Below are 25899 nucleotides of genomic sequence, written 5' to 3' on the forward strand. Positions count from 1 at the left end.
AATGAAAACAAAAAATTATATTGCCGCTTTCGGCTTTCCCTTCCTGCTGGCGCTTTCGGGCTGCTCACAGAAAGATAACCAGGAAAAGAAAGAAACAGCAGCCTACTGCATCAGCCCGGAGCTTAAATCCAATCTAAAACTTGCTACCGTTGCCATGCAGCCTATCGAAGAGAGCATCACGCTTACCGGTGAGGTAGAAAGCAATTCAGACAGGACCGTCCCGTTTGTCAGCCTGGTAGACGGTGTGGTAACCCAGACGTTCTTCTCACTGGGCGACCATGTCTCCAAAGGCCAGGTGCTGGCCAGCGTGAAAAGTGTTTCCCTGAATGAAATGCAGGATGATACCCAGACCCTGGAAGCCCAGCTTGCCGTGGCCAAAAGAAAGCTGGCCTCGGTGGAAGCGATGTTCAAAGATGATATCGCATCCCGGAAAGACCTGGAAGAAGCACGGTCTGAAGTGCAGATCCTGAGATCCAACATTTCCAAGACCCAAAAGAACATGAAGCTGTATTCGGCCGGGAAAAGCGATTTCCTCATCAAGTCGCCCGCAGACGGATATGTCATCGAAAAAAACATTTCCAACGGAATGCCGGTTTCGGCGGGCGGCGACAAACTTTTCACCATATCCAACCTGGATAAGGTCTGGGTGATGGCGAATGTCTATGCCACGAATATGCGCCATATTTATGTCAACCAGCCCGCAGTCATCAAAACACTGGCGTATCCCGACGAAAGCTTTACCGGGAAAATCGATGCAGTATCACAGGTTTTCAATGAAAACGAAAGGGTCTTAAAGGCTAAAATCGTGATGGATAACAACAACATGAAGCTCCGCCCGGGGATGTCCGCGGACATTGTACTGCCCATCAATTCACAGAATGTAAGCGCCCTCGCCGTCCCGACCAAGGCGCTGATTTTCGACAACAATCAAAGCTATGTGCTGGTCTACAAACAGGACTGTGACCTGGAAGTGCGGCACGTTACCGAAATCGTTTCAAACAATACTGTCACATATGTAGAAGGCTCACTGAAAGAGGGTGAACGCGTCGTAGCGACCAACGGCCTCATCATCTATGAAAACCTGAAAAACAAAACCGTTAATCCTACCAAATAATGCGAAAATTCGTTCAGAATATTGTGTCCTTCTCACTGAAAAATTCCCTGATTGTCCTCCTGGGAACTTTTCTGCTGCTGGCCGGGGGCATCTATTCTTACATCCATACGCCCATCGAGGCCTTTCCGGATGTTACCAATACCCGGGTGCGGGTCATTACCCAGTGGCCGGGAAGAAGTGCCGAGGAAATAGAAAAATTTGTCACCCTGCCCATCTCCAAAGAGATGAACACCATCCCGAGCAAAGCTTCGGTGCGTTCCATTTCGTTATTCGGGCTGTCTGTGGTTACGGTGACGTTTGATGACCATGTTGATGATTTTTATGCCCAGCAATACGCGTCTAACCGGCTTGGCAATGTAGACCTGCCCAATGGTGCCGATTTCAGCATCGAGCCTCCGTCCGGGGCGACCGGGGAAATTTACCGGTACATCATCAAAAGCAAGCTGCCGATCAAGGAAGTGACTTCCATCCAGGACTGGGTGATTGAAAGGGAGCTGCTGGCGGTTCCCGGCGTGGCGGACATCGTGAGCTTTGGTGGGGAGGAAAAGATCTATGAGATCAGGATCAATCCCACAGAGCTCCAGAATTACGATCTCTCCCCTCTTGATGTGTACGAAGCGGTATCAAGGAGCAACGTGAATGTCGGGGGCGATGTGGTTTCCAAGGGCGACCAGGCCTATGTGGTCCGTGGGATCGGTCTTCTGGAAAGCAAAGCAGACATTGAAAATATACAGATTGAAGTCAAAGGTTCCACGCCGATCCTGGTAAAGCATATTGCGGAAGTAAAAGTTTCGGCCAAGCCGAGATTAGGCCAGGTGGGCTACAACAAGGAGGATGATGTGGTTCAGGGGATCGTGATCATGCTCCGTGGCGAAAACCCGAGTGATGTGATCGCCAGGCTGAAAGACCGGATTGCAGAACTTAACGGAGGAGAGCTTCCCGGAGACGTCAAGATCGTTCCGATCATTGACCGTACGGAACTGGTGAACACGACCGTGCATACCGTAACCAAAAACCTGATCGAGGGAATCATCCTGGTGTCCATCATCGTTTTCATCTTCCTGTACAACTGGAGGACGACCTTTATTGTGGCGTCGGTGATTCCGCTGGCTTTTCTTTTCGCCATCATCATGCTGAAAATACAGGGACTGCCGGCCAACCTCATCTCCATGGGCGCGTTGGATTTTGGGCTTCTGCTTGAAGGAACCTTAGTCATCGTAGAGCACGTCTTCGTCGCGTTGGAACATAAAGCCAAGAAGGTCGGCCTCGAACGGTTCAACCGGATGTCGAAGCTGGGGATCATCAAAAAAAGCGCGGGAAGCGTCGCCAGCTACATCTTCTTTGCCCTGCTGATCCTGATCGTTGCGCTAATGCCTATTTTCTCTTTCCAGAAAGTGGAAGGAAAAATGTTTTCGCCGCTCGCATTTACCTTAGGGTATGCCCTGCTGGGATCACTGATCCTGAGCCTGACGTATGTTCCGGCGATGTGCAAGCTTTTGCTGACCAAAAATATTGAAGAGAAAGAAAACGTGATTTCCCGTTTTTTCAGGGTGAATGTTTACCGGCTGTATACCTTTGCAGACCGTCACAAGAAAGCATTCATGATCGGATTCGGTGTTTTGCTGGTGATCTGCGGCCTTAAGTTTTCCAACTACGGCTCGGAATTCCTGCCTAACCTGAACGAAGGCGCGATCTATGTGCGGGCTACCCTTCCGAACAGCGTCAACCTCGACGAATCCGTGAGGCTGACCAAGGAAATGAAAAAGACCCTGGAAAATTATGATGAGGTGAAATTCGTCATGACCCAGACCGGCCGTCCTAATGACGGAACCGACCCTACCGGATTTTTCAATATCGAATTCAACATCCAGCTCAAACCGGAAGGTGACTGGAACAACAAAGGTTCCAAAGAAGACCTGCTGGAAAAAATGCGGGTTTCACTGGAGAAATACCCCGGAATCAATTTCGGTTTCAGTCAGCCCATCCAGGATAATGTGGAGGAATATGTCGCCGGTGTAAAAGCACCCCTGGTGATCAAGATTTTCGGGAACGACCTTTTCGAGCTGGAAGATTATGCCAATCAAGTGGCCAATTCCATTAAAACGGTGCCGGGAATTTCGGACGTGAATGTTTTCAAAAACATCGGGCTGCCGGAACTGAGGATCCAGCTGCACGACTCCAAGATGGCCAAATACGGGATTTCCACCGCAGACGCCCAGGCGGTGATTGAAATGACCATCGGCGGCCAGGCGGCCACCAAATTTTATGAGGAAGAACGAATGTTTGATGTTACGCTCCGTTTCGAAAAACAATACCGGGACAATCCGGAAAAAATAGGCAACATCCTGATTCCGACGAAAGACAGTAAAAAAGTCCCGCTGAAGGAAATCGCCACCATCGATTACCATACAGGCCCGTCCTTCATCTACCGTGAAGGCAGCAGCCGGTACATTGGTGTCGGGTTCAATATTGAAGGCCGCGACCTGGGAAGTACGATTGAAGATGCGAAGGCCAAAGTCGCCAGGGACGTCCATATCCCCAAAAAGCACAAGATGACCTGGGCCGGTGAATTCGAGAGTAAGGAAAGAGCCGCGAAACAGTTGATGATGGTGGTACCCGTATCGCTGATCCTGATCCTGATGCTGCTTTATTTCAACTTCGGGAATATGAAAGACACGCTGATCTCGTCGGTCACCCTGGCCTTTGCGTTCATCGGCGGGTTTTTATCCCTCTGGTTTACCGGGACTATTTTCGGGATTTCCGCCGGTATCGGCTTTATCATCCTCTTCGGGGTGGCTACTATTGACGGTATCGTGCTGATCGGTGTCATGAAAGAAAACCTTCAGAACAAAATGCCTCTGAAAAAAGCGATTGCGGAAGGCGTCAAAAGCAGGATCCGACCAGTGGTGATGATTGCCCTGATGGGTTCAATGGGACTTTTCCCCGCAGCGATCTCCAACGGAATGGGATCTGAGATCCAGAAACCTCTGGCTATTATGATTGTCGGCGGACTGATCATCTGTATGGTCCTTTCGTTTACAATCCTACCGCTGGTGTTTTATTTTGCCTACCGGAAGAAGTATGCCAGCTGACAAACTTGCCTTTTCTTTACTTTTTCTATGCCGGATGCCTTATGTATCCGGCTTTTTTATGCATTTAACCGATTTTTTTAAGTTCACATTCAGATAGCACGCCTACGGCGTGCTTTGATCATAAAAATTGGTTAGTGCTACACAGATGATGTTCTTACGGAATATTATTTTGAACACCATTACGTTTAATACATTGATATAATATCCATTAATATATCCTGCACATTTAGGCAAAAGGCTTTTTTAAATATGGCTGAAAGATAATCTCCAGCAAATGATTTTGCCGAATCATGCTCATTCAGAATACCCAAATGATGCCGCCTGAAGACAGACGGCACCATTTTTTGATACTTTTGCATTGTACGTAATAAAAGTAAATATACTGACCTTGAAGTTTCCGGCTACAGCAGTTCAAAGTTTTTCCCTAAATGTTCTTCTATCACAAAAAAAGGATCTTCCGTAAGGGTATGTGCCCTCATATCAATAAGGCTTACCTTGCTCATCATACGAAGCATAATCCTTCTTTCACAGGTATTTTCCACTCCGTTGATATTCCTGACCCCTGCCTTGAAAGCAGATCTTCCGTGAGCACATAAATGATTGTTAACCAATATCACATCTCCCGCCTGCGGAGTAAATCCCGAATAAATCAGATGCCGTGCCTCTTCCCAGAATTCAGTCAGGTAATGATGGGCTTCTTCAGTCTGTCTGATCCCCGGATTGAACAACTGTTCCGCCGCATCAAATCTCATGAACGGAAGCTGATGATTACCGTATAAAACCGAGTCCAGGGCATTTTCTTCATCTTCACTGATTTCCAGATTGGCATCTTTAGGGATTTTGTACATCTTGTCAAAAAGAGCCTTATGTCTTTTTCCGATCGATTCATGTGAACGGATAGAATACAGGGTTGAGGGAACCTGCTCTTCATTTCTGATATACATGAAGCTTAAAAAATCAGCCTGATGCTTCAGGAATGCGTCTTCTGTGTGCACATACAGATCTGTTGAAGACCCTGATCCCGTTTGTGTTTCCCTCATTTTCTCGTCGGGAATGATGGCATGAATCAGCCCTCCTCCTTTCCGTTGCGAATAATACTGCACAGGTTTCGAGGGCAGTGCCCCGTGAATTAAGGCACAGGCAAAACCGTACAGATTAAATTTCGAGTAATCTGCTGACTGCCAGTTAGGCGGTGTGGAACCGATACTTTCCTGGTCGACATCCATCAGCCCTTTGAAGATTAAAGCTCCGTATTGGGTTTCAGAAAAATCACTGGAAAAATCAGCGGCTGTATTTAAAATCCTTTCGGGTAAAAAATAAGAGGAAAGCTGATGAATCTGCTTTATGAATTCACGGTTTTCATAGTCTCCGTATTTTTTCTGGAGATTCTTCGCCGCGTCTCTGATCATTTTCCGTTCCTGCGAAGTAATTTCAATCACTTCCGGAAGCACTGTTACCTGAGTTTTTGGGGTCTCTTTTAAAATTTCTGTAAAATTCATAGGAAATAAATTTGGCGTTTGATAATAATTAATATATTTGTTTTTAATTATTCTAAATAACAATAACGAATTCAAATTTAGGAATAATTTACCAACCACCAAATAAAATATACAAAAAATGAAAACTTAAAAAACTGATTACCAAATCACTATACTTCCATGCATGGAATAACAGACCCTATTTCTATTTTACAACATCACTCTATAAGAACTTTATGAATAACAATATAACATCCCCGGGAGCGCTCACCGACGCTGTTTTATCTCAGGATTTGGGGAATTTTGAAAATATCTTTCATCCCGGTAATTACCATCATTACAGAAATGCTATCAATGCAACGGCCGATCTTGTCCAGGAGTTCCTGTACAGAAATACCCAACCGTTCAGCGGCATAGAAGCCAAAGAAATGAAAGGAAAAGTGCAGGAAATTGATCTCAATCAAAAACTTTCCAGCTACCACGAGCTTCTTTCCGAGGTAGATGATATTTATGTAAAGCATGCCACGGCTTTCCACCTGCCCCAATATGTGGCACATCTTAACTGCCCTGTTGTGATTCCGGCTCTGGCGGGAGAAATCCTGGTCAGCGCCATCAATTCTTCTCAGGACACTTACGATCAGAGTGCGGGAGGCACTTTCATGGAAAGAAAGCTTATTGACTGGACAGCTGACCAGATTGGCTATGACCTGAATGACAGTGACGGAGTTTTCACTGCAGGAGGTTCACAGAGCAACTTAATGGGCCTCGTCATGATGCGTGACTGTTTTTCACAGAAAAGGTACCACCACAACATTAAAGCGGACGGCTTACCGCCGGAAGCGGACCGGTTCAGAATATTTGTTTCTGATAAATCCCATTTCAGCAATCTGAAAAATGCTTCCATCATAGGATTGGGTGAGAAATCCATTGTAAAAGTACCGACCGATGAGAGGTTCCGCATGGATATTTCTTTACTGAAGAAATACATGAAAAGAGAAGAACAGATGGGCAATATCCCTATCGGCATTGTCGCCACGGCAGGCACAACAGATTTCGGTAATGTTGATCCCTTAGACGATATTGCCGATATCGCAGAACAATACCAGATATGGATGCATGTAGATGCGGCATATGGCTGTGCACTATTATTAAGCGAAAAATACCGTTATCTCCTGAACGGCATTGAAAGAGCCGACTCCGTAACGGTTGATTACCATAAATCTTTTTTCCAGCCGATCAGCAGCAGTGCTTTTATCGTAAAAAACAAAAGAGAGCTGCTAATTCTTAAGCATCACGCAGATTATCTTAATCCAAAAGAAATGGATGAAGAAGAGATCCCTGCTCAGATCAACAAATCCATTACCCAGAGTACCCGCCGGTTTGATGCTCTAAAACTATGGTTCACCTTAAGAATGATGGGCAAAGAGCAATTGGCAGAATATACCGATACCGTTATTGATCTCACTAAAGATACCGCCTTAATCATTTCTGAAGATCCTGATTTTGAACTCCTTTCCGATTCGGACCTGAGCGTGCTCGTTTTCCGGTATACCAGACCGGACATTGCGGATACTGATGCACTGAACCAGTTCATCAAGATGAAGCTGTTTTACAGCGGAGAAATCATGTTAGCCAGCACCAAAGTTAATGGAAACTTCTATCTGAAGTTCACTTTGTTAAATCCAATCACAACGACAGAAGACATTCGTCAAATCCTCAATAAAATCAAACTCCATGGAAAAGACTTTAGTCCAGAAAAATAATACCAGAAGAAGAGCCCAGGAAATCACCCTCAGGATATTGCTCAACGGAATGCTGAGAGAGCTGGGAAACGGAAAGTTTTACCAGGGCGTTCCGAAATATGATCCTTTAACAGCCCGGGCTCTTGAACAAAGCAGCTATTCCCTTCATATGAGATTTGAGATGAAGAAAGGCGGCGTATTCCTGTTCGCTCCCATTTCATACCGGTCTGCTAGTGCTTTTCATGACTATGATTTCCCGGTATGGGTGGTTGACCATAAGAATAATAAAGCTTTTGAAGTCCATCCGGAAGAACTGCCTGGAATGATTTACAGAGAGTTTTGCGATACTTTTGATGTAGAGGGAGCAGAACGTTTTACCGAAAGGATCAGAAGCAGTGTAAGAAATCTTCAGCTCACCTCAGCAGCGATTTCGGAAAGGCAGAAACCAATCGGCTATTCATTTCTTGAATCGGAACAGATGCTTCCTGCCGGTCATAACCTTCATCCTTTCACCAAATCAAGAATGGGATTCTCCGAAGAAGAACAAGAGCAGTATGCTCCTGAGTTTGAGAACGGTTTCCAGCTGGATTATTTCCTGATCCACAAAGAGTGCATTTCCGAACAATCTCTTCCCGGAACCTCTGCCAAAGAGATTTTCGCCACACTGGCTTCTGTCCCGGAAAAATATGACTTCGACCATATCGCTGATTACTATATCGTTCCCTGCCATCCCTGGGAAGCACAATACCTGATGTCAACGGAAGAATATCCGGAAATGATAGGATCAGGAAAAGTAATCCACATCGGTCAACTGGGAGAGGAATTTTATGCGACCTCATCGATCCGGACGCTGTACAGCCCTACGTTCAACTGGATGCTGAAATTCTCCCTGCATGTTTTGATGACAGGATCCGTAAGGACCAATAGCCTGAAAGACCTCAGAAGAGGATATGCTTCTTCCGTCTGGTGGAATGACAGGAAGGAGGCCTTTGAAAAGAAGTTCCCGAACTTTAAACTGCTCTCCGAGCCTTCTACCCTGAGCGTTTATTTTAACGAACACAATATTGACAGCTTTAACATCTTAATCCGTGAAAACCCTTTTTCAGCTCAGGATAAAGTACTTTTACTGGCAAGATTATGTCAGAATGAATTGACCGGCCAGGATCAGTTTGCTGCTTATTTCTTCAGAAATCTTGCTGAAACGTTAGAGATAACACCGGAAGAGGCTGTTATTACCTGGTTTACACGGTATGTTCAGCTGCTCCTTTCTCCTTTCAATACTCTGTTTAAAGAATTCGGGATGGCTCCGGAAGTCCATCAGCAGAATATTCTTATCCAGCTGAATGATGATTACCTTCCCAAGACCATTTACATACGGGACGGACAAGGGTATCTTCTACGGGAGAGCTTTAAAGCAAATTATAAAAAATCAGTAGAAAAATGTCCTGAAATCGAAGAGCTTTTCATCCGGGACAGCCGCCTTCTGGATATCATTTCCCATCATTTGCTGGTCAGTAATTTTGCAGCATTAATATCTTCATTAGGCAAGACAGGACTGATCAGGGAACAGGGACTGATCCATATCCTGTATGCTGAATTTGCCCGTCTTCATGAGTCTGATCCTTCTGATTTTACGGATTATGCCTTACACCAGCGCTATTGGGCTGTAAAATCGAATCTCCGGTCCGCTATTCTTGATGTTGACGGAGGGATTAACGCCTCTTCCATTTCTTACGCCAAAGTTCCCAATCTTCTTCACAGGCATTTCTTTTCGGAGCAACTGATCCACCCTGAAGGGACAGACATTTTCTTTAAACGGTATTTCGCCAAGGAAGACGTCACAATGAGCGTGAGGCCCATTGATCTGGACCAGGACCTGGAAATGCTTCATGAATGGTTCAACAGGGAACATGCCATAAAAATCTGGCAGATGAACTGGCCCATTGATGAGCTTGAAACCTATTACCGGTTAATGCTGCCCGGTGATGAAGCCCACAGCTATATTATAGCCGGTAATGATGAACCCAGCTGTAATATTGAAGTGTACTGGGCATGCCAGGATATGGTCGGGGATTATTACGAAGTGCTGCCGACGGACTACGGAACCCATCAATTCATAGCACCTACCGATCCGAAGAAAAAATACGTATCGCCCTCTACACAATCTATGGTAGATTATGTATTTGCACAGCCGGAAGTAGGAAAAATGGTCGGTGAAGGATCTGTAGATTCACTTGCTTCCATGATGAATAAAGCACATGTAGGCTTCAAAGTGGATAAAGTCATTGAAATGCCCCACAAAAAAGCCAACCTTAATTTCTGTTACCGGGAATGGTACTGGGAAAAATTTCCACACAATAAAAATATAGCAATCACTACAAACACCACCAAAAATGAATCATGAACCCATTTATAATGTTATTGGCATCGGAATAGGGCCATTTAATCTGGGGTTAGCCGCCCTATGCGATCCCATCCCGGAATTAAAGACGCTCTTTCTTGATCAGAAAGACGGTTTTAACTGGCATCCCGGGCTGATGATCGACCATGTTACTTTACAGACCCCATTTTTATGTGACTGTGTTTCCATGGCAGATCCTACTAACCGCTTAAGTTTACTGAATTATTTGAAAGTGACGGGAAGGCTGTACAAATTTTTTATCCGCGAAAATTTCTTTATTCCGAGAAAAGAGTACAACCGTTACTGTCAATGGGTTATTGAACAGCTTCCTCAATGCCGGTTTTCAACCCAGGTTTTGGATATCCGGTTTGAAGACGGCCTTTATCTGGTCACAGCAATTCATACCAAAACGAAAGAAAAAACAGTGTTCAGGACAGAACGCCTGGTTTTAGGAACCGGAACACAGCCTCATATTCCTTCGTTCATTCCTAAGGATGATCCGCGCATCCTGCATACCGGCAGCTACCTTTACCGTAAAGAAGAGCTTCTTTCAAAAGGCCGTAAAATAGCGGTGATCGGTTCAGGGCAAAGTTCAGCAGAAGTTTTTTATGACCTTCTCCAGAACAGATCCATAGATACGGAACTCGGATGGTATTCAAGGCCGGACAGATTCTTCCCGATGGAATATTCCAAACTGACGCTGGAACTTACTTCTCCAGATTATGTTGAATATTTTTATAACAGAAATACTGAAGCAAAAAGGGCTATTTTAAGGAAGCAGCAAAGCCAGTTCAAAGGGATCAATTATGATCTCATTAATGATATTTATGATTTTATATATGATCTCAATATCGATAATGCTGACCCGAACCTTAAGATTATCCCGAACAGCCAGCTCAACCGGGTTGATAACAGCAGTGACCACCTTATCACTCTTGGATTCACCCAATTAGAGCAGGAAATCCCTTATGAACAACAAGCAGATTATCTAATTCTTGGAACCGGATATCGTTATCAGGAGCCTGCATTTTTAGAGAATATTCAATCCAGAATTAAAAGGGATGCCAATGGTCTGTTTGATGTCAACAGAAATTATTCCATAGATCATCATGGTAGGGAAATCTACGTTCTCCATGCTGAAGTCCATACTCACAGTTACATTTCAACCGACCTTGGAATGGCTGCTTACCGCAATTCCTTTATCATTAATGATATCCTGGGAAGGGAATATTACCCTATGGAGAAAAAAATTGCTTTCCAGGATTTTGATGTAGAAAAATATGCTCAGATACCCACCACCCAAATCTAACAGAACAATGAATACTACCCTAAAAAACACCATAAGCAAAGAAAACTGGCAACAGGCCAATAGAAGTTTAATGGCAAAAACAATTGCAGAACTCATGCATGAAGAACTTCTGAAACCCGTCTTTTCCTACGAGGATGAAGCCGGATATTCTGTTTTTACCATAGCAACAGGTTTTGAAAATATCAGCTACCGCTTCAGAGGACAGGAAAGAATGATGGATTATTGGCATATTGATAAAGACAGCATTACAAAAACTGAAAACGGAGACCCAGACTCTGTCATTGAAGTAACTGATTTCTTCAGAGAAATGCAGGCCGTATTTGACCTTGACCCGAATACGCTAGCCAGGTATACAGAAGAACTGCTCCATACTTTATACTGTGATGCTTTGATTTTATCCAGAGGGATCATTTCGTCAAGAGACCTGGCAGTGGCCGATTACCAGACGGTTGAGCACAGTATGACAGGACATCCGTGGGTGATCGTCAACAAAAGCAGGCTTGGATTTTCGCCCCGTGATTTGAAAACCTTTGCTCCTGAAGCCCGGGAAAACCTGAAGGTCATCTGGCTGGCTTCACATCGCAGCAGAGCAACATTCCAGGCACTGGAACATATCGACAGAGAAGAATTCTATCGTTCGGAGATCGGCGATGATTTATACAAAAGCTTCGCGAAAAAACTGGCTGATGAGGGAAGAATCGTTGATGATTATCTTTTCATTCCTGTCCATCCCTGGCAATGGGAGCATAAGCTCCAGGTCCAGTTTGCGGGAGATATCGCCTCCGGACTTCTGGTTAATCTCGGTGAAGGAAATGATGTTTACAGCCCGCAGCAAAGTATCCGTACCTTGTTCAATACAGACCATCCTGAAAAAAGATACCTGAAAACTGCCGTTTCTATTCTGAGTACCGGAAATATCAGAGGACTGTCTCCCAGACAGATGAAAATAGCGCCGTCCATTACGGACTGGGTGAAAAGCCTGATCAGAGATGATGCGTATCTTAAAGCCAGAGGAACTATATTTTTAGGAGAGGAAGCTTCAGTCACGTACCTGCATCCGCAATATGCATCCATAGATCAGGTACCGTATCAGTATAATGAGTTTCTTGGGGCTTTATGGCGTGAGAGCGCTGAAAATTACCTTCAAGAAGATGAAGAAATGGTCACGATGGCCTCGCTGCTGTATGTAGATGATCACGGGATCCCTTTGGTACAGGCTTTTGCTGAAAAAGCAGAAATAAGTATTCAGGAATGGCTGAAAAGCTATCTTGACGCTTACCTTACTCCCCTGCTTCATATCTATTACACCCATTCACTCTGTGTCACTCCGCATGGGGAGAACATTATGATTGTCCTGAAAAACGGGATCCCGCATAGGATCGTCATCAAAGATTTCGTAGATGACATCGTGCTTACCAAAGAAGCCAGGGAAAAGCTTCCCGCGCACCTTGCCGACGGGCTTATCCAGTCTTCTAATAAAGACAATATACCGCTTTTTATCTTACTGGGGGTTTTTGATGCTTTCTTCAGATACCTTTCAGACATACTCCATACCTATTCCCATGTGAAAGAGCAGACTTTCTGGACGCTTGTTCACCATTGTGTGGAACAGTATAAAGCAGAAAATGCCCACCTGCAGGAACGGTATGAAAAATATGACCTGTATGTCCCTGAGTTCAAAAGGTTTTACATCAATAGCCTCCGACTGAAAAACAACGGTTACAGCGAAAATAAGGCATTTGCCATCCCAAGGAAAGACGGCGCACTGTCGAATCCTCTATATCAGATTGCCAATAAAAACCCGGTGTCTGTACTATGAGGAAATTCCTTAACATCCTAAAAGAAGGATCGGTTTTTACTTACGGGGCTCTGGCCGGGAAAAGAACTGAGCTGACCTCCGGAAGTATCAATCGTTCCCTCTTTAGTCTGGCAATTCCCATGATGATGGAACTGGTTATGGAGTCCGTATTCGTGAGCGTTAACCTTTTGATCATCGCTAAATTGGGCGATAAAGTCCTTGGGCTGGTCGGAATTACGGACAGCTACATCAATTTTGCGTATGCCATTGCCGTAGGTATCGGTATTGCAGCAGCAACCTTAACCGCAAGAAGAGCGGGTGAAAAAGACCATGAAGGAATGGCAGGAACAGCACAATATATCATTGTACTGGCTTTGTTTTTTGCCGTTTTGATCGGTGGGCTGTCATGTTTATTCTCGTCTGATATTGTGAATTTTCTGGGATTAAACAGCAACAGCGTACCTGACGGATTGTTGTTTTCAAAGTTGGTTTTCCTGAGCATAGGGCTTATCATTATCCGGCTTTCTGTTAATGGACTGTTCCGTGGAGCAGGTGATGCAGACATTGCCATGAAATCTCTCTGGATCTGCCATATTTCCAATATCGTCTTTGCCGTTGTCCTTGTTTTCGGGCTGGGCTTTATACCAGCTTTCGGATTGATGGGGCTGGCTTATGCTGCCTTGCTGTCCAGATTCATTGGTGTTTTGTATCAGGTATACATCTTCCTGTCAGGAAAGACCAGTATCCGCATTATGACTCCTTTTCAATGGGATTTTCCTTTGATGAAGAAGATTATGAAAATTGCTTTCGGAGGGCTGGTACAATACATCATCCCTACATCAAGCTGGCTGATTATGGTTAAAATCATTGCCACTTTCGGGACCACCGCTCTTGCCGGATACATCATTGCCCAGCGCATTGCTTCAGTGGCAACAATGCCTGCCTGGGGAATCGGGAATGCAGCGGGTATTCTTACCGGGCAGAATTTAGGCGCCGGGAATTCAGAACGGGCGGAAAAAACCGTTTGGCGTGCAGGAACCATCAACATGACGTATCTGATTGCCGTAGCCTTATTCTGGCAGGTTGCTGCCGGATATGTAGTACAGTTCTTTACTACAGAAACGGAAGTGGCCGGATATGCCGTACAATATATTCACGTGGTTTCCATGGCTTACCTGCTGTTGGGTTTTACCATGGTGATCAGCCGCGCATTGAATGCTGCCGGAAATATTATGCAGGTAACCCTGCTCTACATCATCATGTTTTATGTCATTCAGCTTCCTATGGCTTATATCCTGGGTGTAAGGCTGCAATGGGAACTGAAAGGAATCTTTGCCGCCATCGTTTCTTCGGAGATTGTACTGGCTGTATTATTCCTGATGATTTTTAGAAACGGAAAATGGAAAACTATAAAAATATAATATGAATACCACAGAAGAATTTTATGACCTTATCGCGACTGCTATCGCAGTAAAAAAAGAAGTAATCACTGAAGACCTTACCTATCAGGGAATCCCGGAATGGGATTCTATGTCGCACCTCCTTATTGTAGAAGCTTTAGAGCAATATTATCAGGTTAAGTTTGACTTTAATGACATTATGGAAATGGGCACTGTAGGAAAGATCCGTGAAAAAATGAAAAAATACGAAGTCTTCGTAGAAAATTAATATCATGAAAATTTTAGAAAACATCATTGCCAATACAAGCCTCCTGTTTACGGAGGCTTCCAGCGGCAGGACCATTCCCGTAGGAAAGCTGTACCGGTCTTTGGGACTCAACCCCGTAGAAAAAGGGCTGCTGTTCCTCTATAATGACAATTTGCTGCACAGCATCGAAACACTGCTTAACTTTTACGGGACGGCACATACCATTGCTCTGCTGGGACAAAAACTACATCCGGATTTTAAAAACCGGCTGGAGGGTGAATACCTTCCGAAATACATCTTTGATCCTCAAAGACATGACATTGAGGGGTACACGCTGAAAGAATTTTCAGATACGATTAAGATCTTTATGAAGGACGATTACAGGCATGAAACTAAAATTAATCCTGAAATTAAAATCCTCCTGAGCACTTCCGGAACAACGGGGACACCGAAACTGGTGAAGCTGTCAGATGAAGGTCTCTATCAGAATGCATTAAGCATTCTTGAATATATGCCGATCCTTGAATCTGATGTCGTTCCTTTGAATGTTCCCATCAATTTTGTGTATGGTTTCTCCATATTGACCACAAATTGCATGCGTGCCGGAAGAATCGTATGCTGTGATAAAGACATCATGCAGAAAGAGTTTTGGGAAGACATGGACCGATATGGCTACAGCACTTTAGGCGGGGTCCCCTATCTGTATGAAAACCTGAACAGAATTGGATTTTTCAGGAAAGATTCTTCGAGCTTACGATATTTAACCCATACAGGCGGCACCATCAATAACGAGCTCAGAAAAATCATTTTCTCCTATTGTAAGGAATACAATAAGGAATTCTTTGCTCAATATGGACAGACCGAAGCCGGAGGAAGAATGGCGTATCTATCTACTCAGGGGCTTTTAAATGAAGAGACCTCTATCGGGGTTCCGGTAAAGGGCGGAAATTTCACGATTGACGAAGAAACGGAAGAGCTGATTTTCTCTCATTCCAGTATTTTCGGAGGATATGCCGGTACGCTGGAGGACCTTGCGGATTATGATCAGAAACCTGTGCTGCGCACCGGAGATACAGCCCGGGAGGATCAGGATGGGATCTACTACATTACGGGAAGGATCAAGCGCATTATCAAACTTTTCGGCATACGTCTTAACCTTGATGAGGTTGAATTTATCCTTAAAAATGAACTGCAGGGAAGCACCTTTGCCTGCCTGAATGACAGGGATAAAAAAATTGTGGTGATGTATGATCATAAGGAAACAGATCCGCAGGCCATTAAAGATACCATCAAAAATAAACTGCACATCCATCCGCAATATGTACAGACAGAGTATATTGAATCATTCCCATTATCGCAGAACGGTAAAATCAACTACCCCCTTTTACAAAACCTACAACATGAAAATCCTTAAAATTATTGTATTCTTTTTCATATGGGCCATGTGTCCACATAACCTTTCAGCACAGCAAACCGACCGTATTTATGGTAAAGTAATGTTGTCTGAGCAGGTACCGGTTAAAAATGCCATTTTAAGACTTATCAATACTTCATACCAGGCAAAAACCAATCATTCAGGGGAATACCATTTTGATAATGTAGAGCCCGGTAATTATATGCTACAGGTTGTCCTCAATGATATTGAATTGATGCGTCAGACGATTACGGTTGAAAAAGATCAGGAAGAGATCGCACCCATTTATGTATCGGAAAAAAATAACCTTATTGAAGGCATTACCATCTACGGCTTCAGCAGGAACAAATTCCTGGATAAAGACAGTACATCGGTTTCTAAAATGCCCCTGAAAAACCTTGAAAATCCTCAGGCTTATACGAGTATCAATCAGCAGCTGATGAAAGAACAGCTTACGTACGATGTTTCGGAGGTACTGAAAAATGTCCCGGGAATGATCAAAATGCAGGGAAGCCCGGGAAGGGGGTCAGGAGACGGCAGCTTTTATTACAGCCTCCGGGGTTTTCCCACCAGAGTTTCTATGGTAGACGGAGTGCCTGCCAATACCAACGGGGAAATAGATCCTTCGGATATTGAGCGTATCGAAGTGATCAAAGGGCCATCCGGTACTTTATACGGAGGTGCGGTAACTTCTTTCGGCGGGCTGATCAATGTCGTAACCAAAAAGCCTAAAGACTATTTCGGCGGAGAAGTTTCATACCTAATGGGAAGTTACAATCTGAACAGAGTAACAGCCGATGTGTACGGACCTGTTACAGATTCCAGGAAAACTTTATTCCGGCTGAATGCTGCTTATCAGTATCAGAACGGGTTCAGGGATTCAGAATTCAGAAAATCACTGTTTGTGGCTCCTACGTTAAGCTATGAGGTGAATGACCGGTTGAAATTTGATTTAGGTGCGCAGATCTACAATTATGAGGGAACCAATACGCCTATTATTTTCCTTCCCAGGACCAGAGCTTATTTTGCGCATAATCCGGATGAGCTGGGATTCGACTGGAAAAAATCCTATTCCAATAATGACATCACGTTAAAAGCTCCGTCAATCAATGTAAAAGCTGAAGCCAATTATAAAATTTCCAGTCGTTGGAATTCCCAAACGCTGATTTCAAGGAACTACAGAAAAACGGAGGGACTCTACCAGTACCAGTTCATCAGGGGAAATACCAGCGATGCCATGCTGGAGCGCAACCTGCAATGGCAGAACTCAGAGGCTTCCTCTACCAGTATCCAGCAGAACTTTAACGGAGAATTCAACATCGGAAAAATCAGAAATAAAGTGCTGTTAGGACTGGACTTCCTCAACCAGTCGCTGAATAATAACCACTCCCCTATTGTTGCCTATGATAACATCAATGGACAGACTTTACAGGGGTATGCAAACATTTCCCGGGATTTGGTTCTCCAGAAGATCCAAACCTCTGCAGCGCCCCTGGTAAGGAACAATACTTCTTCCAATCTCTACGGAGCCTATATTTCAAACGTAACGTATATTACCGACCGTTTAATTACCCTTTTAAGCGTACGCATGGATCATTATGAAAGCAAAGGACAGCTTAATTTTAATACGAACATCCGTACCGGAGAATTTAAACAGACAGCCTGGTCTCCAAAATTGGGATTGGTGTATCAGATTATCAAAGACCATTTATCTGCTTATGGAAATTATATGAATGGTTTTAGCTATGTAGCACCTGTAACCCAGCAGCTGCCTGATTACAGCGGAGATATGAAGCCATTAATGGCCAATCAATGGGAATTAGGCGTGAAAGGGAACTTTTGGAGGAATAAAATTAATTTTACCATCGGGTACTATGATATCCTGGTTGACAATGTACAGAGAGGAGCCGGGGTCATCCGTGACGGAAAAGAATACAACATTACGGTTCAGGACGGAAAACAAAGGAGCAAAGGCATTGAGATAGAAACCATGATGAATCCTTTTCAGGGGCTCAATATCGTGGCCGGATATGCTTATAATGACAGCAAGTGGGAAAAGGCTGATGCTAATGTGGAAGGGCTCCGCCCGGAATCCGCAGGTCCGGCCCATGTGTTTAATTCCTGGATCAGTTATATTCTTCCTATAGAAGGGCTGAAAGGATTAGGGGTAGGCTTCGGGGTCAACCGGGTAGGTAAACAGATTACCGGAAATAAAGTGGTTACCGGTCAGTTTGTTTTTCCTGCCTACACTTTAATCAATGCTTCAGTTTCACTTGAAAAGGAAAGGTACAGGATCGGATTTAAAATGAATAACCTGGGGAATGCACAGTATTTTGCCGGCCAGGGAGTGGTGGTAGCCCAGATGCCCCGGAATTTTGTAGCAGAAGTAAGTCTTAAATTTTAATGATGAAACTGAAACTAAGAAAGATTGCATATCAGTTACATGTATGGCTCGGACTCACGTCCGGGCTTATCATTGTTATCTTGGCAGCAACAGGATGTATCCTGGCTTTTGAAGATGAGCTGAAACCACTCATCCATCCCCGGAGGTATTTTGTGGAACAAACAGGAAGCGAAAAATTACCTCTTTCAGAGCTTAGCCTCAGGGCAGAAAAAGCACTCCCAGACAGCCTTACCATAAAAAGGGTTCAAATCTCCTCAGACCCTTCCAGGACCTATGTTTTCCGTACTTTGAAAATGAATAATGATGCGGCTACCTTTTGGGGAACATATATCTATTATTACAGAGTATATGTGGATCCCTACTCCGGGCAAGTCCGTGAGGTGGAAGATGCTAAAAAAGATTTTTTTGAAATTGTGCTCAATCTTCACCGGAGGCTTTTATTAGGAGAAAAAACAGGAAAAACGATTACAGGATATTCTACCCTTATTTTGATGATCATATTACTTTCCGGACTTGTAATCTGGTATCCAAGGAAAATGAGCAGGGCGATGCTAAAAGGGATGTTTTTCATCAAAACATCCGCCAACTGGAAAAGAATCACTTATGATGTTCACAATGTTTTAGGGTTCTATGCGGTCATCCCATTATTATTCATCTGTTACTCGGCACTGATATGGAGCTTTAAAGATGTTGATCAATGGGTGAAAAATACCTTGAACGGAGGTATTGCCAAAGAAAAAAAAGCGGAAAGTAAAGTCCCTGAAGGAACATTTACCCGTCAGAAAGACATTTTAGACCTGGTAGGTAACAGAGTGCTCAAAGATCTTCACGGCAGGAAATCAGCGCTGATCAGTTTTCCGAGGAGCGAAGAAGGAACATACTATACTGAACTTACCACAGACAACAGGTACTATCGGAATATCAATTATAATTCCGACCAATATTCAGGAAAAGTCTTACAATATCGGTCCTATAAAGATCAAAAGGGATCCGGCTCAGCATTAAGGGAGAGAAACTACGACTTACATACAGGAAGCATTCTCGGGACTCCGGGCAGGCTGATCTATTTTTTAGCAGCAATCATCGCAACATCCCTACCCGTCACAGGTTTTATCATGTACCTGAACAAAAAGAAAAAGAAGCCTAAGAAGAAATCCAAAAGTTAAGGTTTGAAGAATTGATATGCCTTATCCGTTAATTGTCCTGCATTAGTCAGCACATAATTCTAAAAAGATAAAATCACCCTTTTATGCAGGGATGCACCTTCTGTTCCGGACCTTTTTTAACTTTCAGGTTATCGTCAGTCTTATTTTTTATGCAATAGCTCAGCATGATATCACTTTTTGTGACAGCTTGAATTCTTTACTTCCTAAAATTTTAATGCTGATGCATTATTTTTCTGACTTCTTTGCTTCCACAAAGCTCTAAGTGCCAAATAAAGAAAAGAAAGGTTAAAGGCCAGACAGATGATAATTAATGCATCAGCTTTCATCTGCAGTACAACCGTAATGAGATATAAAAATGCCGAAATCGGAACTGTGAGCATAAACGCCAGCAGAAACCTGAAAAACTGGATTCTGGCCTGATCAAAAGCATTGATAAAGTCGTAATAAAAGCCCAATATAGTAAAGCCTAAAAAAATAACTGCCATTGTCAGTAAACCTGTATTATCAATAATGTGCCGGTTGGCTGTTGTAATTATATCGGCTATATTTCCTAATACATTTTTGAAAATCAATACCGGTATCCCGAAGACGGCAAGCAGCACACCTATGTAAACGATCCAAAAAAAAGATTTTTTTGAGAGTTTTTCAGTTCCACCTTCTTTGTAGCTCTTAACAATGATTTTGCTAAACCGGGAAGGTCTGAAACTGTATATAACGATGAGGAAAAAATAAAATTCAAGCTGAAAAATGGTCAGTTGATAACCATTATTGGTGTTCCTGACCAAGCTTTCGTTAGGTGTCTGAATAATGAAAGAATAAAATAGCGAGCATACGGCATAGCACCTAAAAAAAAGGAAGTAGCAAAACAGGGCAATTGAGATTCTTTTTGCAATCATTGCTTTTACAAGGGTTTTCTAATGATAAAGATGGGTTAAAATTTCTTTAATCATTTTTTTTACTTTATAAACTTGTTTAAAGTGAGAACTTCACCTTTATTTTTCCTGTGAAAAGTTGCCTGTTCATAGATTAGGCTTTCTGTTTCATCACCAGAAGTAAATTTTTAATTTGATTTGTTTATTTCGGATTCTAATTTCGACTAATTTTACTTCACATAAAATATTATTTGATAATTTTTGATAGGCATTTAAAATATTTTCAGCTTTTGGCAGACGAACTTTAGAACGTTACGGCTGGTTCTTATTACCATCTTTGGACAACACAACACTGGATAATCATCTTTTAGAAGGTTACCTGGTTTAATAACTGATCCTTATTTCTATGGGCAGACCTGAGCATTGGCCTGATAAATGGCAAAAACCAGGTATCTAATGTAACCAACGGAGATGTCTTCAGATAGAAATGGTTCTGGAACAGGAAAAGATAATCCCTGGCTATCAATATCTACCGTTTGAAGGATAAGCAGGCAGGAACTGGTCTGGTTTATAGGGAAGTTGAACAATACGGTTTCTTCAAAGATTCTCGCATGATTTCTTGACCGGTGAATGATACTTTTATATATTTGCCTATCACTATAAAAATAGTTTTAAAATGATCAGAAATAGATTCATCTTTTTCTTTTTTATCTCAGCTGTATTCTCATTTTCCGCACAGAAGCCCAGTGTCGTTGTTTTAGGAGTAGGACATTCGACACAGCTGATCAATGATAACCATCAGCCGGCAGTAATCAGGGCATTCATCGATAAAGTTAAGCCATCAGCAATTTGCGTTGAACGCTCACCGGAAGAGTTTTCGCGCAACGACTTTTATGAATTCACCTATGAACAGCAATATACTGTGGTTCCCTACGCCAGGGAAAAAAACATACCGCTTTATCCTATTGACTGGCTTCCTTCTGAGACCGATACGGAATTAGGCTTTGGAGTAAAAGACCTCGGTGTTCCGAGATTTGTAAGACAGAAGGAAGGATTTTTAGGGTTTACTGTATTTACGGAAAAATCCGACTTTGAAGACGACCTGTATTTTGCAGAAAAACAGGATTACATCAACCGTATAGCCTCCTGGTATACGAAACAGTCTGAAAAGACATCTTTGGATCTTCCCAGACGTTTGTTTTTGTACAGGACATTTTTGCAATCGAAGAGAATCCAGAAAGTGCTTGAGAATTATTCTTCTGCCGATACGGTATTGGTAGTTATCGGTGCTTTTCACAAGCATGATATCGAGCAGAACCTTGCGGAACAGGGCTATACGATAGTCCAGCCTTCTGCATTCGGACGGCTCAGCCAACCGGATATAAAAGACCATTTCAGAAAACAGGATGCCTATGCGATCCTGTCATTTAACCTTTTGGGCATGCAGAGTCAACTCATGAAAATCAATAATACACTTGTTGATTACGCCATGGAACAGCTTGGAAATGACCAATCGAATGAACTGGAATTTTTCAGGATCAGAAAATCCGTTATATCAGGAAAGATATCACCGAAACAGGCACAGGCAATGTACCAATCGCTGCTCGATAAGGCTGGCAGTGAAAACTGGACCTGGACCGGGGTTAAGGACAACAGCCGTATTGATTCCTACTTCGATCCGTTCGGGAACCTCTCATTGAAAGACAGGATACGGCTGGAGATAGCACGGGAATCTATCAAGCTTTCGCAGCAGAAAGAGTTTAAAAATCAGATTGATATGATTGATCAGGGACTGACCTCTTATAAAAAATCAATGCTTCATTTCTACATTGAGAAATATTTAAAATAATCCAAGGTTAAAATGATAGCCAATACTTACCGCTACCAGCGAAATTAATGACTCTTCAGATAATCATAAAAATGGGTATAAAGCTGCTGGAATGAATCTCACAGCTCTATACCCAAATAAGATGTTTAAAATGATTCTGGATCATCATCTGTTTCGATCAGGCCACATACTCCCCTTCTTCATCCTTATGCCAGAAGGTAACCCGCTTGGCACTTACTTTTAACAAGCAGATTCCCGGTGTTTCAATGCCTTCCGGAAACCACTGCTCAAGGCCGTCCACCCATTTTTCTTTCAAGGTTTCTTTATCTTTGACTACTGCTGCGGTACCGTAACACGCTATGAACAGCATATCGTCAGTCTGATATACGAGGCTTACTTTGTTATCCTTCTTAATCTGGTCAACTTTGTTGCTGTCTTCGAATGTAAAAAACCAGGAATCCCCGTCGTATTCCACCTTACCGTTATTGCTCATCGGCCTGGAATGAGGAACCTGCCTTCCGTCCTGTGTAACCATCATGCAGAAGTCCAGGTCTTTCATTTTTTCTGCAATGGTTTTTAATGATGCTTTTTTCATATTAATTTTTGTTTATACTGTCTTGGCGACTATTTTATAAAGATTGGGTTCTATGTTCTGTCAGTTTTCAGTACTGGATTCCTGCCATTTTAAGAGTATAAGAATACGGTATTGTCATATGTAACCAAAAGGTATACCGATATATGAATAGTTTAAAATGCAGAATCAATACAATTAATGCCGAGTCATTTTTTTTCCGGGAAACCGTTCTGTACAGGAAACAGAATGCAAGATTAACAATCACGTTCTTATCACCAGGAATTTCCGTACCCTTCCCTCAATTATATTTTATCTCGAATTTGTAAAAGATATCAGCAAATACTAGGATATCTTTTCTAACATACAACTCTAACAGGCACTCATAAGATCACGCCAACAATGATTTCAAGTTTAATCCATAACTGAAAAAATGATTATTCTGAACATAATGGCTACGCATTACAACTGTTTAAGCACGATATTCTCTAACCTTTCCAGCCTTGCAAGAATATCTGTCAACGTACTGTTTTTGCCTGCAGAAATGTGGCCTACTATGTTGTACAGCAGTTGATGGCTACCGCTTTTCCCTGACTGTTCATTAGCAAAATGAAGGTATCCGTTGCCATCAATCCATACGCTATGTGACGGGTGACCGGCTTTTTCCAGACTTAAAAATAATAAATCTCCATCAGTATAATGGGATTCCTGATCATGGTATTTTTTAAACTCATGAATCAGATCAATGTTTGCTAATATTTTTTGCAAAATATTTTTCTTTACAGGACTGCCGTCTTTATAATGCAGGACTTCTTCCTGCCTGTCGGCCCTTTTATCAGACTCAAACATTAAACGGTCTATATCGGAAACACTTGCCAACTGATTGACCTGTAATATTTCAGTCAGCAACTTATCCAAATCTAGGTTAAAGTAATTGGCTACTTTCAGGATGGTTTCTATTTTAGGCTCTGCCCTGCCTTCTTCATAAGAGCTGATCACCCCCCTGTTCAGATCAAACAAATCGGCAAATGCTTTCTGGCTCAAGCCTTTTACCTGTCTTATTTTCTTAATATTGGTTCCGAAAAAACTCATAAGCCTATTTTTTTAGCAAAGATAAACATTAAAACAAAATTATGCTAAAAATATTTGCAATTATCAAATTTTGATTTATATTTGTCTTATACAATTTGAATAAAAATACGATCATGAAAAATCAAATATTCAGAACGGTTAAAGAATGGTTGTTAGACTATGAGTTCAACATCACCCTGGAGGATGAGGCTCAGAGAATCTTAATCATTGAAAAGGAATCCAACGGAATCAAAAATATGATTTTGATTATTTCTGATTCCATACTCATTATGGAGCAGTTTCTTTTTGAAATTAAAAATCCGTCGGAAACCATTTACCGGTCATTATTAAAAAAGAACAGAGACATCGTACACGGTGCGTTTGCACTGGACCAGACGGGCAAAAGGGTTATTTTCCGGGATACCCTGCCTACTGACAATATGGCACAGAATGAAGTAATGGCATCCATTAATTCACTGGGAATTCTGGTAGGGGAATTCAATAATGAAATGATTGAAATGAGTAAATAAAATCACTTAAAAAAAATCAAAATGAACATTTTTGCACGATTATTCAAAATAGGAAAAGCTGAGGTCCACTCGGTGATTGACGGCTTTGAAGACCCCATCAATCTTACTGAGCAAGGAATCAGGGAAATGAAAGAACAGCTGGTTAAAAGTACAGAGGCGCTTGCGCAGCTCAAGGCACTTTCAATAAGAAAGAAAAATGAAGCAGAATCTGAGCAGCAGACCGCCAAAGATTACTACAATAAAGCTGTTATCATAGTCCAGAAAGCAGAGAATGGTGAAGTGGATGCAACAGAAGCTGACCGCCTGGCCAAAGAGGCCCTGAAAAAACAGAGCTCAGCTCAGGAAAATTCTGGACACCTTGAAGGCGAGCACGCAAAGCTTCATGTTGAATGCGAAAAGATGCAGGGAAACATCAACAACCTGAAGTCAAATATTTCTAAATGGGAGAACGAACTGAAAACACTTAAGGCAAGAGTCCAGGTAAGTGAGGCGACCCGTGATATCAATAAAAAAATGACCATGATGGACACCGGAAGCACGGTCTCCATGCTTGAAAAGCTGAAAGAAAGAGTAATCCAACAGGAAGCCTTGGCAGAAGCCTATTCCGATATATCCAACGCAGGAAAAACAATTGATGACGAAATTGATGCCGTTGTCAATAACTCTGACATGCAGGCTGAAGATGCCTTAAAAAAATTAAAAGAATCACTTAAAAAGGACTAAACGATGACCTTTCAGGAATTTTTGGACGTCGCATTCTCACCCGTAAATACTGTTTTGAGCGTACTGCTTGCCATGACAGTAATTTACTGGCTGTTTACCATCTTGACGGGTTTGGATATTGACATAGGTATTGATTCGGATCTGGATGCAGACCTGGATGCTCCGGATGGACATATACACCTTTCGGACGACCCGTCCATGTGGCTGCAGTTCCTCAAGTTCCTGAACCTGGATATTGTACCCATGGCTTACTTCCTGACCATCAGTCTGCTGATCTCATGGCTGATCTCTTTTTACCTTAATTTCCACCTTCCGCTTCCGACATGGCTGGGCGTGGTAATTTTGATCCCCGTTTTGATTTCCAGTGTTTTGGTCACCAGGATCATCTTAAAACCTCTGACTCCGTTTTTCAGGGAGATCAATCATAAAGGTGAGAAAGCCTACGATTTTCTTGGGAGGCAAGGCAGACTAAAGTCAGGCATCCAGGGAGATAAAATAGGTATGATGGAACTGTTCATCGGAAATGATCCTATGACGCTTATGGTAAAGAGCAAAGGCGGTAAACTGCTTGAGCACGGAGCATACGTGATGATTGTGGATGAAGAGCCTCAGAAGCGGATATATTATGTAGAACGGATCATTCAAATCTGAGAAGTGCCATGTTATATATCTTCTTCATCGTACTCAGTACTATCCTGAGCATGCTTTGCCATGCCTGATCATATAAATATATTTTCAA

19 protein-coding genes are annotated in these 25899 nt (G+C 42.7%); 15 read left to right on the forward strand and 4 right to left on the reverse strand.

Annotated elements, in window-relative coordinates; genetic code table 11:
- The first annotated feature begins 1 nt into the window (after nt 1).
- Entirely contained in the window at nt 2-1114 is a 1113-nt protein-coding gene (locus CGB83_RS04620; RefSeq protein WP_100074745.1) for an efflux RND transporter periplasmic adaptor subunit, read from the forward strand.
- On the forward strand, nt 1114-4206 hold the full coding sequence (locus tag CGB83_RS04625; protein ID WP_100074746.1) for an efflux RND transporter permease subunit: 3093 nt from the start codon (nt 1114-1116) through the stop codon (nt 4204-4206). The genes CGB83_RS04620 and CGB83_RS04625 overlap by 1 nt, the downstream gene beginning before the upstream one ends.
- A 401-nt stretch (nt 4207-4607) precedes the next feature.
- Here CGB83_RS04625 and CGB83_RS04630 read toward each other — a convergent pair whose 3' ends face one another.
- Nucleotides 4608-5705, reverse strand: a complete 1098-nt coding sequence (locus CGB83_RS04630) for a TauD/TfdA family dioxygenase (protein ID WP_100074747.1) — start codon at nt 5703-5705, stop codon at nt 4608-4610.
- Nucleotides 5706-5920: 215 nt separating this feature from the next.
- On the opposite strand from CGB83_RS04630, the gene CGB83_RS04635 reads away from it, so the two are divergent.
- Genes CGB83_RS04635 through CGB83_RS04675 form a run of 9 tightly spaced genes read left to right on the forward strand, consistent with a single transcriptional unit; the run spans nt 5921 to nt 19565 of the window.
- A complete protein-coding gene (locus tag CGB83_RS04635; protein WP_100074748.1) occupies nt 5921-7447 on the forward strand; it encodes a pyridoxal phosphate-dependent decarboxylase family protein in 1527 nt (508 codons plus the stop codon).
- On the forward strand, nt 7419-9830 hold the full coding sequence (locus CGB83_RS04640; RefSeq protein WP_100074749.1) for a GNAT family N-acetyltransferase: 2412 nt from the start codon (nt 7419-7421) through the stop codon (nt 9828-9830). Before CGB83_RS04635 ends, CGB83_RS04640 begins: the two co-directional genes overlap by 29 nt.
- On the forward strand, nt 9820-11136 hold the full coding sequence (locus tag CGB83_RS04645) for a lysine N(6)-hydroxylase/L-ornithine N(5)-oxygenase family protein (RefSeq protein ID WP_100074750.1): 1317 nt from the start codon (nt 9820-9822) through the stop codon (nt 11134-11136). The genes CGB83_RS04640 and CGB83_RS04645 overlap by 11 nt, the downstream gene beginning before the upstream one ends.
- 7 nt (nt 11137-11143) lie before the next feature.
- Nucleotides 11144-12955, forward strand: coding sequence for an IucA/IucC family protein (locus tag CGB83_RS04650; protein WP_100074751.1), 1812 nt, complete (start codon nt 11144-11146; stop codon nt 12953-12955).
- Nucleotides 12952-14355, forward strand: a complete 1404-nt coding sequence (locus CGB83_RS04655; RefSeq protein ID WP_100074752.1) for an MATE family efflux transporter — start codon at nt 12952-12954, stop codon at nt 14353-14355. Before CGB83_RS04650 ends, CGB83_RS04655 begins: the two co-directional genes overlap by 4 nt.
- Before the next feature lies 1 nt (nt 14356).
- Complete coding sequence (locus CGB83_RS04660; protein WP_100074753.1) at nt 14357-14602, forward strand: acyl carrier protein; 246 nt, start codon at nt 14357-14359, stop codon at nt 14600-14602.
- Between the two features lie 4 nt (nt 14603-14606).
- Complete coding sequence (locus tag CGB83_RS04665; protein ID WP_100074754.1) at nt 14607-15995, forward strand: AMP-binding protein; 1389 nt, start codon at nt 14607-14609, stop codon at nt 15993-15995.
- The gene (locus tag CGB83_RS04670; protein ID WP_228420103.1) at nt 15982-18399 is read left to right on the forward strand and encodes a TonB-dependent receptor; all 2418 of its coding nucleotides are present in this window, start codon (nt 15982-15984) and stop codon (nt 18397-18399) included. Before CGB83_RS04665 ends, CGB83_RS04670 begins: the two co-directional genes overlap by 14 nt.
- On the forward strand, nt 18399-19565 hold the full coding sequence (locus CGB83_RS04675) for a PepSY-associated TM helix domain-containing protein (protein ID WP_228420105.1): 1167 nt from the start codon (nt 18399-18401) through the stop codon (nt 19563-19565). The genes CGB83_RS04670 and CGB83_RS04675 overlap by 1 nt, the downstream gene beginning before the upstream one ends.
- A 203-nt stretch (nt 19566-19768) precedes the next feature.
- On the opposite strand, the gene CGB83_RS04680 is transcribed toward CGB83_RS04675, so the two are convergent.
- The gene (locus CGB83_RS04680; RefSeq protein WP_100074755.1) at nt 19769-20461 is read right to left on the reverse strand and encodes a hypothetical protein; all 693 of its coding nucleotides are present in this window, start codon (nt 20459-20461) and stop codon (nt 19769-19771) included.
- A gap of 652 nt (nt 20462-21113) precedes the next feature.
- Here CGB83_RS04680 and CGB83_RS04685 point away from each other — a divergent pair.
- Nucleotides 21114-22286: a hypothetical protein gene (locus tag CGB83_RS04685; RefSeq protein ID WP_100074756.1), complete on the forward strand. Its 1173-nt coding sequence runs from the start codon at nt 21114-21116 to the stop codon at nt 22284-22286.
- A 157-nt stretch (nt 22287-22443) separates the two neighbouring features.
- Here the strand turns inward: CGB83_RS04685 and CGB83_RS04690 are convergent, their stop codons facing one another.
- Both CGB83_RS04690 and CGB83_RS04695 read right to left on the reverse strand, forming a co-directional pair.
- Nucleotides 22444-22860 carry a pyridoxamine 5'-phosphate oxidase family protein gene (locus CGB83_RS04690; protein WP_100074757.1) on the reverse strand — a complete coding sequence of 139 codons (417 nt, stop codon included), beginning with the start codon at nt 22858-22860 and terminating at the stop codon, nt 22444-22446.
- Nucleotides 22861-23298: 438 nt separating this feature from the next.
- A complete protein-coding gene (locus tag CGB83_RS04695; RefSeq protein ID WP_100074758.1) occupies nt 23299-23928 on the reverse strand; it encodes a helix-turn-helix domain-containing protein in 630 nt (209 codons plus the stop codon).
- Nucleotides 23929-24041: 113 nt separating this feature from the next.
- Between CGB83_RS04695 and CGB83_RS04700 the strand changes: the two genes are divergently transcribed.
- From CGB83_RS04700 to CGB83_RS04710, 3 genes are read left to right on the forward strand one after another with little or no spacing between them, the layout of a single operon-like run.
- Nucleotides 24042-24437, forward strand: a complete 396-nt coding sequence (locus CGB83_RS04700) for a YbjN domain-containing protein (RefSeq protein ID WP_100074759.1) — start codon at nt 24042-24044, stop codon at nt 24435-24437.
- A 21-nt stretch (nt 24438-24458) separates the two neighbouring features.
- Nucleotides 24459-25160: a PspA/IM30 family protein gene (locus tag CGB83_RS04705; protein WP_100074760.1), complete on the forward strand. Its 702-nt coding sequence runs from the start codon at nt 24459-24461 to the stop codon at nt 25158-25160.
- A gap of 3 nt (nt 25161-25163) precedes the next feature.
- Nucleotides 25164-25811, forward strand: a complete 648-nt coding sequence (locus CGB83_RS04710) for a hypothetical protein (RefSeq protein WP_100074761.1) — start codon at nt 25164-25166, stop codon at nt 25809-25811.
- Nucleotides 25812-25899: the final 88 nt, after the last annotated feature.

The organism is Chryseobacterium camelliae (assembly GCF_002770595.1).
Lineage (GTDB): Bacteria > Bacteroidota > Bacteroidia > Flavobacteriales > Weeksellaceae > Chryseobacterium > Chryseobacterium camelliae.